Here is a 13555-nt window from a genome sequence, read left to right as displayed (position 1 = left end):
GCGCATGCCACGCCCGGCCGGATCTCAGTCGGGTTCCGGCCAGTTCAGCAGGGTGGTTTCGAACAGCTGCCGAACACCTTCCACCTCGGCGTCCATGTCGGCCGGGTCCCAGCCGGAGACGTCGATCGGCGCCAGCACCGCCACGTCGACGATGCCGGGCCGGGCGATCGGTGAATCTCGCCAGGCGATCTCGCCGGCGTTGCGGACGACCACCGGGATCACCGGCACGCCCGCCTGGATGGCGATATGGAAGGCGCCCTTCTTGAACGGACCGACGCCGGGGGTGAACGAGCGCGTTCCCTCCGGGGCGACCGCGATCGAGAGCCCGTCGCGCAGGGTCGAAACGACCGGGGCGAGTGCGGCTTTCGCGCGCTCGGTGTCGGTGCGGTCGATGAAGGTGACCCCGACGAACCGCATCAGCGGGCCGAACAGGGGATGGTTGGCGAGTTCCTTCTTGCCGATGCCGGTTACCGCACCGTCGAGCACCTTCGGGACGATGATCACGTCGAACTGGCTCTGGTGGTTGAACAGGAACACCGCGGGCCTGGGTGCGCGGGCGTTCTCGGCTCCGACCACGCGCAGCTGTACGTCGATCGCGCGCAGGGTGGCGGTGGTGGCGTCGTGCATGAGCGCGTCGGCCATCGTCTGGCGTTTGCCGGTGTAGGACTTGCGAAGTACGCCGATCAGCGCACCGCCGATGAGCCCGGCGAATCCGGCGATGGTGCGCAGGTAGTCGACGGGGCGTGGAGCCCGGCGCAGCCGGAACGTCAGGGTGGGCCAGTCGTTGCCGACGGCGATCGCGGCCAGCGCCGGGTCCGGGTCGACCACGGTCGGCCGGGTGGCGAGTTCGAGCAGGGGCAGGTCGGTCACGCTGTCGGCATAGACGTAGCCGATCTCCAGGTTCGCGGCGAATTCGGCTACCGCCGTGGCTTTTCCGGCGCGCCACACCGGGGCGCCCGCCGGGTGGCCCGTGAGAACGCCGTCCTGGACGGCGAGCTCCGTGCACACCACGTTGTCGATGCCGAGCCGCTCGGCCACGGGCCGGACCTGGAATCGGGTGAGCTCGCTGACCACGATCACGGTGTGCCCGGCCAATTGGTGCGCGCGGACGAGCTGCCACGCCTCGGGAAACAGCCGCCCGTAGATCTCTTTGGCGAAAGCCTTGCGGCCCAGCTGCTCGAGCTCGGATTCCGTGGCGCCCGCCCAGGTCTGTTCCACGGCGTGCAGGAAGCGTCCGTAGTCACCATCGGTGCCACCGCGCTGGATGCCGCCGAGCAGGGTGGCCAGGCGTCCGTCGCCACGACGGAACACCTTGCGTGCCAGTCCTCGTCGTGGCAGGCCGTCGACGACGGTGCCACCGAAATCGAACACCGCGGCGATCCGCGCGCCCTGCGGACCCGACCGGATCGCGGACACTGCTTCGGCGAGTGTGCTCATCAGTTCGTGTTCCTGTTCGACGGATCGAGCGAGGCCGCCCGGGCGATGCGTTCTCCGAGATCACGCAGCTGGTCGGCGAATTCCTGGCGCTTGCCGATCAATTCGGCCTCGGCCCCTGTGGCCGCGGGCGCGATGAGGCCGTGGTTGTCGGCCAGTTTCCACGCACTGGTGAACAGTTCCGACGACACCGATTCGGGGCTGTGCAGCCGCTGCTGCAACAGCATCTGCTTGCCGACCGCCACGCATTCGTCGATGAATTCCTTGCGATCGATCGTCGCGTCGGCAGCGCGGGCGACCAGACGCTCGGCCACCACCAGCTGCGCGTCGAAGAACGATCGCAATACCCGGTGGGCCATCACGAACCCGGATTCGGTGACAGCGCCGAGGAATTGGCGATCCAGCCGATCGTCGGGGGTGTGCTCGTCCCATTCGGGCACGATGAGGCGCACTTCCTCGATGATCTGCTCGGCGAACTCCTGCCGTTCCGGGAAGAAGAATTCGAACTTGAGCAGATCGCGCAGCGCGAAGGCCGCCTTCCATGCCGCCCGCAGCGGATCGTCACCCGGCTGTTCCACCGCGGTCAGGGCGGCCAGCTCGAGGATGGCCCGGTTGACGAACCAGTGCACCGCGCTGTTGCGGTAGAACGCCGCCTCGAGGTGTACCCCGGGTTCGATCGCGTACACCGGCTCCAACCCGCCGCGGTACACGGTGACAACACCCGCGAGCGCGAGCTGCTCGAGCACTACCCGCAGGCCCTGTTCGTCACGCAGCGTGGACAATTCGCCGCTCGGCAGCCCGCGCACGGCGATGTAGCCCAGCACCGGGTCGAGCACCGTCCGCACCTGCCCGAGGGTGAGCGCGCGTTCGTGCACGCCCAGCAGGGCCAGGGTGACCAGCGCGTTGACGGTGATCGGGGTGACCGCGTTGATGCCGACCGCGACGTCGAAAGCCAGGCGCTGCACCGCTTTGTGCTCGGCGTCGGCGACGGCTTTCTCGTCGGGAACGGTGGCGGAACCGGTCTCGGTATCGCGCAGCGGAATGGTCACCGGGCGTTGATCGAGGGGGTCGCCGTGCACGCCGAGGCGCTCGCGTGCCGAAAGAGCCTCGCCGAAGCGCACATACACCCGTCCCGCCGAGTGCTGCTGAAGCCGGACATATTTCGCGAGCCAGCCGATGCCCTCGGCCTTCTTCGTGCCGCCTGCCTGTTCGCTCGCGATCGCCCCGAGCTCGTTGAGCCGCTCGTAGGTGATCGAGACCGGCACCAGCATCACGTCGTCGACGCGCCGCGAACGGACCGCGGCGGCAAGGTAGTTGAGTAGTCCGTAACGCGGCGGGCGAAGCTTGCCCGTCCTGGTGCGCCCGCCCTCGAAGTACCACTCCATATTGAATCGCTTGGCCAGCAGGTAGGCGAAGTACTCCTCGACGACCGCCTTGTAGACCTCGTCGTCGCCGAAGCTGCGCCGGATGAACACCGTGCCTGTGCGTCGCGCGATCGGTCCCATCGGCCAGAAGTTGAGGTTCGCGCCGCCGATCACGTGGTTGGGTGGAAAGTCGTTGCGCGCCAGTACGTCACCCAGCACGAACGCGTCGACATAGGAGCGGTGCGAAGGCAGGAACACCAGCGGGTGCTTGCGGTTGAGCTTGCGCAACGCGTCGAGGCCGCGTAGATCGGTGTCGACCTTCCAGGTCGAGGCGTGTACCGGTCGCATCGCCTGGGTGAACAGGTCCGAGACCAGCCGGCTCTGCGCGGCGACCAGCTCGCGCAGCGCCTTCTCCGCGTTGCGGTACACCTGGTCGGGTTCGGAGCCGATCTCGTCGGCGATGTAGTCGAGCTTGCGCTGGAATTCGGGGGAGTCGAGGATCTCCTCGGCCACCAGCTGGGGCACCTTGTAGCGATCGCCGATGACGGTGCGTTCGGCACGTTCGAGCGCGACCACGGCGGCGCGCACGACCGCACGCGCGAACGGATCCGCCGAGCCCGCGCGCAACAGTGCCGCGGCCTCGGGATTGTTGGTGCGCAGCGCGCTGAGCCGGGCGGGTGCGCCGACCAGCACGCGGTGGCGGTCGGGTTCGGTGCGCAGCAGCCTGCGCTGGACGAGCCGGTTGGGTTTGCGCGGATTGGTGAGCATCGCCAGGTCGGCGAAGGTCACCCGGCGCACGCCGTCGCGTTCGGGCGGCAGCCACAACACCCGGACCGGCACCACCAGCGGGTCGTCGTGCCTGCCGACAAGGCGTTTGGTGATGGCCTTGGCGTCGAGGTCGAGCTGGGTCACCGGGGCCGTGGAGTCGATCTCCCTGCCGAGACCACCCTGGGCGATCCAGTCGCCGATCACTGCGCGTTCCACGCCGGAGGCCGCGTCGACCAGGGCGACCACCGAGTCTGCCTGCGGGCCGCGCCGCCCACCTTTGTCGATCATTGCTCCATTCAAGCCGCAGATCTGGTTCGGCGCACCGAACTCGGTCCACAGCGCGTTGCGCGACGCGCGGGCAGCGGGCGATGTCCGGTGCGCGCGGCAGTGCTGGTGGTTTGCCCGCTGGAGCGGAAGTGGCGAAGAATACCCAACACGGGTCTGGTCAAACGGCGAGGTAATGCTAACCTAACCAAGCAAAGTTAGGTCAGCTTTACCTTGGAGGATCGTTGTCGTCGACGGAACAACCCGTACGGGTGGAGTATGTGACCGACCCGGCGGCAGCGATGTCACGTCTGGCCGTCTCGGATCGATTCGGTGAGTACGTGATGTACGAACAGCCCGGTGTGTGGGTGTTTGCCGCCGATCCGCTCGGCAGCGTCGAGCTCGATGCCGGTGAGCTGCGCACTGTCTGGGGCGGTGAGACCACCGCACGCGCCTGGACCGGCAGCCCGGCCACCGCCATCGATTCCGCGCTGGCCGGCCTGCCGCTCGACGGCCGCAACGCCTACGGCTGGATCGGCTTCGAATTCTGCGCCTACTCGCTGTCGGCGACGCACTATCTCAATCCGCTGACCTCGTTGGCGCACCTGATGATTCCGCGAATCGAGGTGCGCGTCGACGCCACCGGCGTGCGGATCAGCGGCGCCACCCCGAGCGAGGCGTGCGACATCCACGATCTGATCGCCGGCTCGCAGGGCGTGGACCTGCCGGTGCCGACGCCGGTCGACGTGCGATCCGACTCGACGAACTACGAACAGCGCGTGGCCACGGCGGTCGCCGAAATCCGTTCCGGCAGCTACCAGAAGGTGATTCTGTCGCGCAAGGTCGAGCTGCCGTTCCCGGTGGACGTGCCGGCGACCTATCGCCTCGGCCGGGCCAACAACACCCCCGCCCGCTCCTTCCTGCTGCGGCTGGGCGGGCTCGAAGCGGCCGGGTTCAGCCCCGAGCTGGTGGCCTCGGTCGACGACGATCGCATCGTCACCACCGAACCGCTGGCGGGTACGCGGGCGTTCGGGCTCGGTGCCGAAGCCGATGATGCCGCCCGCGCCGACCTGCTCGCGGACCCGAAGGAGATCGTGGAGCACGCGATCTCGGTGCAGACCTCCTTCGCAGAGATCGCGGAGGTGGCCGTGCCGGGCACGTCCGCGGTCTCCGATTTCATGGCCGTGCGCGAGCGCGGCAGTGTGCAGCACCTGGCGTCCACCGTGCGTGGCACCCTGGCCGCCGACCGCACCGCGTGGGACGCGCTCGAGGTGCTGTTCCCGTCGGTGACCGCCTCCGGTATCCCCAAGCGCGCGGGCGTCGACTCGGTGTTCCGCAACGATCACGATCCGCGTGGGCTGTACTCCGGTGCGGTGGTCTGCGTTTCGCCGACCGGCGCGTTGGAGGCGACGCTGGTGCTGCGGGCGATCTACCAGACCGGTGAGGGTGCGTGGTTGCGCGCCGGCGCCGGAATCGTGGGGCAGTCGCGTCCCGAGCGTGAGTTCGAGGAGACCTGCGAGAAGCTGGGCAGCGTGGCGCCTTACGTGGTCAAGGCTCATACCGCCTCTCCGTGACTTCTGCCGGCCGTGGGGTGCGTGAGGCTTGGGCGCCGGGCCGACGGAATCATGGGTAACTTGCCGGGCGTACCCGGCGAGTTACCCATGTTCTTGCGAAATCAGTTGTCACTCAACTGTGCAGGGCGCGCAGGGCCTTCTTGTCGATCTTGCCGACCGCGGTGATCGGCAGCGCGTCCGCCTGCCGGACCAGGTCGGGGAGCTTGTAGGTGGCCAGGCCGCGTTCGGTGAGGAAGGTCTTGATCTCCCCGAGGGCGGGCAGTTCGCCGGTGACTACCAGGACCACACAGGCCTTTTCGCCCAGCGAGGCGTCGGGCAGGCCCACCGCGGCGGCATGGCGGACGGCGGGGTGGGCGAGCAGGTGCTCCTCGAGCTCATCGCAGGAGATGTTCTCGCCACCGCGGTTGATCACATCTTTGATCCGGCCGCTCACGACGAGGTGGCCGCTGGGCAGTTGGCGGACGAGGTCGCCGCTGCGGTAGAAGCCGTCGGGAGTGAAGGCGCGCGCGTTGTGCTCGGGCGCACGGTAATACCCGCGCAGCGTGTAGGGGCCACGGGTGAGCAGTTCGCCCTCTTCGCCCTGGGCGACGTCGTTGCCGTCGGCGTCGACGACGCGCAGTTCGTCGGCGGGGGAGAGCGGGCGGCCCTGGGTGGTGTACACCAGTTCTTTGTCGTCGTCGAGACGGGTGTAGTTGAGCAGCCCCTCGGCCATCCCGAACACCTGCTGCAAGGTGCAGCCCAGCGCGGGCTCGACCTCGCGGGCGTTCACCTCGGCCAGTCGCGCGCCGCCCACCTGCAGCAACCGCAGCGAGCTCAGTTCGGCGTCTTCCCAATCCACTGCCGCGCTCCACAATTGGGCCAGCGGCGGTACGACGCCGGTGACGCTCACCCGGTGCTTCTCGATCGCGGCGAAGGCGGCCTCGGGGCTCGGGTCGAGGGTGAAGGCGATGGCGCCGCCGGTCGCGACAGTGCCGAGGATGCCGGGGCAGGCCAGCGGAAAGTTGTGCGCCGCGGGCAGTGTCGTGAGGTAGACGTCGTCTGGGGTGAGCTCGCAGATCTGCGCGCTGGCGGTCGCGTTGTAGACGTAGTCGTCGTGGGTACGCGCGATCAGCTTCGGCAGGCCGGTGGTGCCGCCGGAGACCAGCATCACCGCGATATCGGACGGATCGATCTCGGGCAGCGAATCACCGTCGCGAGCAACCGAATCCAGGGCGAGGAATCCGGATGTGGTGCCGTCCCCGGTGTTCGGATCTCCCGCTACCAGTACGTGGCGCAGGCTCGGCACCGCCTGCTGCACGGTGGTGGCCAGTTCGCGGTAGTCGAAGTCGCCGAGGTGGTCGGGGATGAGGTAGGCGACCGCTTCGGACAGCGCGGCCAGGTGCTCGATCTCGGCGCGGCGGTGCGCGGGCAGGGTGAGGACGGGGATGATCCCCGCGCGCAGCACACCGAACAGGGCCGTCGCGAACTCGGGGATGTTCGGCAGCTGCACGATCACGCGGTCGCCGGGATTGATGCCGAGGGCCAGCAATCCGTGCGCCATCCGATCGGCGGCGGCATCGAGTTCGGCGTAGGTCTGCGCACCGGCGTCGCTGAGCACCGCGGGTCGCTGCGGCTGGGTCCGCGCGGTGTCGCGGAGGAGGTCGCCGAGCGTTCGCCCGGTCCAATAGCCCGCGGCCCGGTACTCCTGCGCGGCGGCTTCGGGAAATGGGACGTAGCCCTCGCGGTGGCCGGTTGCCGATGTCGACGTCACGTACTGCCTCACTCGAGTCTCGCTACACTTGCAAAGGTTAGGCAACCCTATCTCAATGGAGTAGGCTGCCGCCGGGCAGTACCGAATCCGTCCCGGCTGGGCGGCGAGCAAGGAGTGATCGGCAGATGGAGACAGCACCCGCAGGCGGCGCCGGGATCGACCGCGCCGAGATCCGTGCCGCGATCGCCCGCCATCTCGACATCACCCCCGAGGCCGTCGCCGAGGCCGACGACCTGATCCAGCTCGGCCTCGACTCCATCCGCACCATGAAGCTCGCGGGCGCCTGGCGCAAGCGCGGCATCGCCGTGAACTTCGCCCTCTTAGCCGCCCATCCCACGGTCGACGCCTGGCACGCCCTGCTCAACGGGGCGGACCCCGAGGACCTCGCAGCACGTGGCGGCGTCCCGGACGCCGTCGATCCGGCCGCCGGGGAATCCGCCCACGCGGTCGACACGTCCGCGAGCGAACCCCTGATCGTTCCCGACGACGGCACGCCGTTCGCGCTCGCGCCCATGCAGCACGCGTACTGGATCGGGCGCTCCGACGCGCAGGAACTCGGCGGTGTCGCGGCACATCTCTACGTCGAATTCGACGGTGCCGATGTGTATCCCGAGCGGCTCGAGCAGGCGGTCGAGCAGCTGCTGTCTCGCCATCCCATGCTACGCACCAGGTTCCTGCCCGACGGCACCCAGCAGACTCTCGACCGGCCCGGCCGCGCGGTGTTCGGCGTGACCGATCTGCGCGAGGCCTCCGCCGACGAAGCCGAGCGGCGGCTGGCACAGTTGCGCAGCGCGCGGACGCATCAGCGGATGGCGGTGGAGGACGGCCAAGTGATCGATATCGCGCTCACCCGCCTCGCCGACGGCCGCACCCGCCTGCACCTCGATGTCGACATGCTCGCCGCCGACGCGATGAGCTACCGCATCCTCATCACCGACCTCGCCCGGCTCTACCACGGCGAACAGCTTCCGCCGCAGGACTACACCTTCCGTCAGTACCTGGCCGAGCACGGGCAGGGCGCGAGCGCCCTCGCCGACGAGCGGGCCCGTGACCGTGCCTGGTGGCAGGATCGCCTGAGCGAGCTGCCGGGTGCGCCGGAACTGCCACTGGCCCAGCACATCTCGGAACCCAACCGGACGATCCGCCTGCACCGCTGGCTCTCCCCGCAGGCCAAAGCGCAGGTCTTCGACGCCGCCCACGCCCGCGGCATCACCCCGGCGATGGCCCTGGCCTCGGTGTTCGCCGAAACCATCGGCGGCTGGTCGGCCCAGCGCCGCTTCCTGCTGAATCTGCCGCTGTTCCACCGTGAACCGGTGCACCCGCAGGTCGACGGTGTCGTCGGCGACTTCACCTCCTCGGTCCTGCTGGAAGTCGATGTCACCGCGCCCGCCACCGTCGCCGACCGTGCCCGCGCCCTGCAGCAACGCCTGCACGAGGCAGGGGCGCACTCCGCGTACTCGGGCCTGGAGGTCCTGCGTGACCTCGGCCGTCATCGCGGGGAACCGGTCCTGGCTCCCATCGTGTACACCAGCGCCCTCAACCTCGGCGAACTCTTCCCCGACACCGTCACCGACACCTTCGGCGACCCCGTCTGGATCATCTCCCAGGGCCCGCAGGTCCTCCTCGACGCCCAGATCACCGAGGTCCGTGGCGGTCTGCTGCTGAACTGGGACATTCGTGAATCCGCGTTCCCCGCCGGCGTCGTCGACGCCATGTTCGCCCGCTACATCGAAGCGATCGAACGTCTCGGCGGCCAGCCTGCCGAACTCGCCGACGCCTCGGCCGATTCATCGGAGTCCGGCGGTGCGCAGCCGACAGCAGTCGAGCCCACTGGGACCGAGGAGACCTCACCGGTGGTGCCCGCTGACGCTGCCGCTGGGTCGGCCGGGCGCACTCGATTCGCGGGGGGAGCGGGGTGGCAGGCCGAGGCCGGTGTGCGAATTCCGGTGGAGCAGGCCGCTACTCGGGCGCGCGTGAACGCCACCGCGGGGCCGGTGAGCGGCGGGCTGCTGCACACCGGGTTCTTCGCGAACGCGGCCACGAATCCGTCCGCGCCCGCCGTGCTGTGGGAGCCGACCGGGCAGCTGACCTATGGCGAGCTGGCCGCCGACGCGCTGGCGGTGGCCGGTGCGTTGCGGGAAGCCGGTGTGACGCCTGGTGATTCGGTCGCGGTACAGCTTCCGAAGGGTCCCGACCAGGTCGTCGCGGTGCTCGGTGTGCTCGCGGCGGGTGCGGTGTACGTGCCGATCGGGTTCGATCAGCCTGGCGCTCGTCGCGCCGAAATCCTCAGCACCGCAGACGCTGTCGCCGTGCTCACGGTCGGCGGTGCGCGGATTCCCGACGCGCGCGCGATCGACCTCGCCCAGGCACGTACGCACGCGGAACCGTTGGCGCGCCCCGTCTTCGGCGATCCGGAGAACATCGCCTATGTGCTGTTCACCTCCGGCTCCACCGGCAAGCCCAAGGGCGTCGAGGTGCCGCATCGCGCCGCGATGAACACGATCGACGACCTCAACGAGCGCTTCGGCCTCGGCCCGGCCGACCGGGCGCTCGCCCTCTCGGCGCTCGAATTCGACCTCTCCGTCTACGACATCTTCGGTCTGCTCGCCGCGGGTGGTGCGGTGGTCACCGTCGACGACGCGCAGCGCACCGACCCCGCCGTCTGGGTCGAGCTCGTTCGCCGCCACCAGATTTCGCTGCTCAACTGTGTACCGAGCCTGCTCGACATGCTGCTCACCGCCGCCCCGGCGTCGCAGCCCGACCCGCGCATCGGGTCCACTACCGCCACGCCGGCCGAGCCCCTCACCTCACTACGCACGGTGATCCTCGGCGGTGACTGGGTTGACGTCGCCCTCCCCGCACGTCTGGCCGCAGTGGCCCCGAACAGCCGTTTCGCCGGTCTCGGCGGCGCCACCGAAACCGCGATCCACTCCACCATCTGCGAGGTCGTCGACGCGCGGGTCCCCGTCGAATGGACCGCCGTCCCCTACGGCACCCCGTTGCGCAACGTGCAGTGCCGCGTCGTCGGCCCGGCGGGCAACGACTGCCCCGACTGGGTCAGCGGCGAGCTGTGGATCGGTGGGGACGGTGTGGCCACCGGTTATCGCGGCGACCCGGAACGCACCGCCGACCGTTTCGTCACCCACGAGGGTCTGCGCTGGTACCGCACCGGCGACCTGGCCCGCTACCTGCCCGACGGCGGTCTCGAGTTCCTCGGTCGCGCCGATCACCAGGTCAAGATCCGGGGCTACCGGGTGGAGCTGGGTGAGGTGGAGAGCGCACTGCGCGCCGTGCCCGGTGTTCGCCACGCGGTCGCCGCGGTGGTCGGAACGGCCGCCCCGAAACTCGTCGCGCTGGTGGTGCCGACCCCGGGCACGGTCCTCGACGTCGACACGGTGCTCGCCGCGACCGCCGAGCTGGTGCCGGTCTACATGGTGCCGACCCGGCTCGAACTGCTGGCCGAGCTGCCGCTCACCTCGAACGCCAAGCCGGATCGCAAGGCCATCCGCGCGGTCCTCGACAAGGGCGAGGGCAGCGAGGAGTTCGTCGCGCCGCGCACCGATCTCGAACGCGCGCTCGCCGCGGTCGTCGCCGAGGTACTGGTCACCGAGCAGCTCGGTGTCACCGACGATTTCTTCGCGCTCGGTGGCGATTCGGTGCTCGCCACCACCGCGGTGGCCCGCATCCGCGAATGGCTCGATGCCCCTGACACCATCGTCGCCGACCTGTTCACCGCCCGCACCATCGAAGGTCTCGCGGCACGGATGTTGCGGCGGGAAGCGGAATCCGGTGACAGCGGCAGGCTGGACACGGTCGCCACGATGTACCTGGAGGTCGCCGCGATGACCGACGACGAGATCCTCGCGCAGTCCTGATGACGGCACGCGACGCTGGGGCGAACCCCGCACCGGCACTTGCCGATTCGCGCATTTCCCCAGCGTCGCTAGACTTTCGCCAGTGAGCAAGTGGACTACCGCGAACCTGCCGGACCAGACCGGCCGCACGATCATCGTCACCGGTGCCAACAGCGGTCTCGGCGCCGCCACCGCGCGGGCGCTGTCCGAGGCGGGTGCGCGCGTGATCCTGGCCTGTCGCGACACCGCCAAGGCCGAGCGGGTGGCGGCGGGGTTGCGCGGTGCGACCGAAGTCCGTGAACTCGACCTGGCGAACCTGAACTCGGTGCGCGCCTTCGCCGATTCGATCGAGCGCGTGGACGTGCTGATCAACAACGCCGGTGTCATGGCTCTGCCGTTGCGGCGTACCGCCGACGGTTTCGAAATGCAGTTCGGCACCAACCATCTCGGCCACTTCGCGCTCACCAACCTGTTGCTGGATCGCCTCACCGATCGTGTGGTGACGGTGTCGAGCGTCGCGCACCGGATCGGCAGGATCGATCTGGCCGATCCCAACTGGGAGCAGCGCCGCTACGACCGCTGGCTCGCGTACGGCCAGTCCAAGCTGGCCAATCTGATGTTCGCCTTCGAGCTCCAGCGCCGCCTCGCGGGTGAGGGCGCCGCGGTGATCTCGGTGGCCGCCCATCCCGGCTACGCCGCGACCGAACTCATGTCGCACACCGAGTCCATCCAGGACGCGATCATGTGGCTGGGTAACCGCACGCTCGCTCCCACGGCGGCCGAGGGTGCGCTGCCCACGCTGTTCGCCGCCACCGCCGACGTAGTGCCCGGCGCGTTCTACGGCCCCGACGGCTTCCTCGGGCTACGCGGCAACCCTGCCCCCGCGGGCAGTGCGCGCTCGGCGAAGGATCGCAAGGTCGCCACCGAATTGTGGGAGCTCTCCGAGAAGCTCTGCGGCCTGATCTGATTCGGTGATCGGCGTCACACGCGCCGATGTCACACCGCGCGCGGCTGCCTCGTCGTCTCTGTGAACCCCACGACGAAGGAGTCATCATGGAAGCGCGCTTCAACCTCTACGGCAACGCCATCGCCGCGAGCTTCAGCAAGCGAATGGTCATGGCGGGCAAGGTCATCGACGATTCACCGCTGCCCAAGGCCACCTACGAACTGGTGAAGATCCGGGCTTCGCAGATCAACGGCTGCAGTTACTGCGTGGACATGCACACCAAGGACGCCGCCCACGCGGGCGAGACCGCGGTGCGGATCAACCTGGTCGCCGCCTGGCGGGAGGCCAACGTCTTCACCGAGGCGGAGCGGGCCGCCCTCGCCCTCACCGAGGAAGCGACCCGCACCGCCGACGGCGGTCACGTCAGCGACGACACCTTCGACCAGGTCCGCAAGCACTACGACGACGACCAGATCGCGGGTCTGATCGCCGCCATCGCGATGATCAACGCCTGGAACCGGCTCAACGCGATCGCCCACACCCCCGCCGGTGACTACGTCCCCGGTCAGTGGAGCTGATCAACCGAATCGGTGCCCGTGCTCGGCCGCCCACTGCGCGAAGGTGCGCGCGGGTCGGCCGAGCACCTGTTCCACTGTCGGGTCGACCGTGTACGACTCGGGACTCGACTCGGCGTACCAGCCGATCACGTAGTCGGCGTCGGCCTGTGAGACACCCGTCGCCATCAGCCGCTCGACCGCCTGCTGGTGGCTGATCGTGGTGAAGCCGATCTCGCGGCCCGCGGCCTTCGACAGGATCGCCAACCGTTCGTGCGGGGTGAGCGCCTGTGGGCCGGTGAGGTTGTACGCGCGGCCCGCGTGCCCGTCTTCCAGCAGTGCGACGGCGGCCACCGCGCCGATATCGGCCTCGTGCACCAGCGCGCTCGGATGGGCGTACGGCTCACGCACCACGCCGTCGGTGCGGATCGGATCGAGCCAGGTCAGCGTGTTCGACATGAACTCCTGTGGCTCGAGCCGCGTCCACTCCACGCCGGACTCCGCGATCGCCCGCTCGACCGGGCCGACCCCGCCACCCCAGACGACGGTGATGCGGCGTACGCCGGCGTCGATCGCCTTGCCGATCAGCTCGGTCCCCACGTCGGCGAGACCGTTGGTCACCGTCACATGCAACCGGTCGACGCCGTGCCACGCATCGTCGAGCGTCGACGGCACGGTGTGCGTCCCGGTGAACAGTTCCACCCCCGGGCCGAGCAGTGCGTGCGCGGCGTCGGCGTCGCGGGTCACTGCCCTGACCTTCTCGCCCCGGCTGACGAGTTCCCGTACCACCTGGCGGCCGGTGTTGCCGGTCGCGCCCGTAACCAGTGTTGTCACAGTCGTTTTCCTTTCCTCGGCCACCGACGCTAGAAGCTCGAGCAAGGTAGAGGTCAAGGACTTCGCGCCGGTTCGGCGGAGGGGCGCGATGTGACGGTCCACACTTCGGGCAACCATGGCTCACCTTTCGGCGTTTTACCGGTGGTACAGTCCACGGCATGCAGCGCGCATATTTCTGGTTTAGCTATCCGGCCCTGGGTGGGCCGGTCTGCG

8 protein-coding genes are annotated in these 13555 nt (G+C 69.1%); 4 read left to right on the top strand and 4 right to left on the bottom strand.

Annotated features, from left to right (window positions below; translation table 11 throughout):
• Positions 1 to 24: 24 nt before the first annotated feature.
• Both ACFULV_RS17885 and ACFULV_RS17880 read right to left on the bottom strand, forming a co-directional pair.
• Positions 25 to 1437, bottom strand: coding sequence for an HAD-IB family hydrolase (locus tag ACFULV_RS17885; protein WP_378657962.1), 1413 nt, complete (start codon positions 1435 to 1437; stop codon positions 25 to 27).
• Positions 1437 to 3854, bottom strand: coding sequence for a glycerol-3-phosphate 1-O-acyltransferase (locus ACFULV_RS17880; protein ID WP_378657960.1), 2418 nt, complete (start codon positions 3852 to 3854; stop codon positions 1437 to 1439). Before ACFULV_RS17880 ends, ACFULV_RS17885 begins: the two co-directional genes overlap by 1 nt.
• A gap of 248 nt (positions 3855 to 4102) precedes the next feature.
• On the opposite strand from ACFULV_RS17880, the gene ACFULV_RS17875 reads away from it, so the two are divergent.
• Positions 4103 to 5404 carry a salicylate synthase gene (locus tag ACFULV_RS17875; protein WP_378657958.1) on the top strand — a complete coding sequence of 434 codons (1302 nt, stop codon included), beginning with the start codon at positions 4103 to 4105 and terminating at the stop codon, positions 5402 to 5404.
• Between the two features lie 112 nt (positions 5405 to 5516).
• Here the strand turns inward: ACFULV_RS17875 and ACFULV_RS17870 are convergent, their stop codons facing one another.
• On the bottom strand, positions 5517 to 7154 hold the full coding sequence (locus ACFULV_RS17870; protein ID WP_378657955.1) for a (2,3-dihydroxybenzoyl)adenylate synthase: 1638 nt from the start codon (positions 7152 to 7154) through the stop codon (positions 5517 to 5519).
• A 125-nt stretch (positions 7155 to 7279) separates the two neighbouring features.
• Here ACFULV_RS17870 and ACFULV_RS17865 point away from each other — a divergent pair, with 125 nt between their 5' ends.
• The 3 genes from ACFULV_RS17865 to ACFULV_RS17855 all read left to right on the top strand — a co-directional run bounded on the left by ACFULV_RS17865 (position 7280) and on the right by ACFULV_RS17855 (position 12532).
• Positions 7280 to 11029, top strand: coding sequence for an amino acid adenylation domain-containing protein (locus ACFULV_RS17865; RefSeq protein WP_378657952.1), 3750 nt, complete (start codon positions 7280 to 7282; stop codon positions 11027 to 11029).
• Between the two features lie 82 nt (positions 11030 to 11111).
• Positions 11112 to 11975 (top strand): oxidoreductase, encoded by an 864-nt coding sequence (locus ACFULV_RS17860; protein ID WP_378657949.1) that lies wholly within the window; start codon positions 11112 to 11114, stop codon positions 11973 to 11975.
• Between the two features lie 86 nt (positions 11976 to 12061).
• Positions 12062 to 12532: a carboxymuconolactone decarboxylase family protein gene (locus ACFULV_RS17855; protein WP_378631916.1), complete on the top strand. Its 471-nt coding sequence runs from the start codon at positions 12062 to 12064 to the stop codon at positions 12530 to 12532.
• Here ACFULV_RS17855 and ACFULV_RS17850 read toward each other — a convergent pair whose 3' ends face one another.
• Positions 12533 to 13342 carry an NmrA family NAD(P)-binding protein gene (locus ACFULV_RS17850; RefSeq protein WP_378657946.1) on the bottom strand — a complete coding sequence of 270 codons (810 nt, stop codon included), beginning with the start codon at positions 13340 to 13342 and terminating at the stop codon, positions 12533 to 12535. It lies immediately after the preceding gene.
• Positions 13343 to 13555 lie beyond the last annotated feature (213 nt).

The organism is Nocardia sp. NPDC057272, from assembly GCF_042668615.1.
Classification (GTDB): Bacteria; Actinomycetota; Actinomycetes; order Mycobacteriales; family Mycobacteriaceae; genus Nocardia.
The sequence above is the reverse complement of the archived record's forward strand: the minus strand, read 5'-3'. Positions and strand labels throughout refer to the sequence as shown.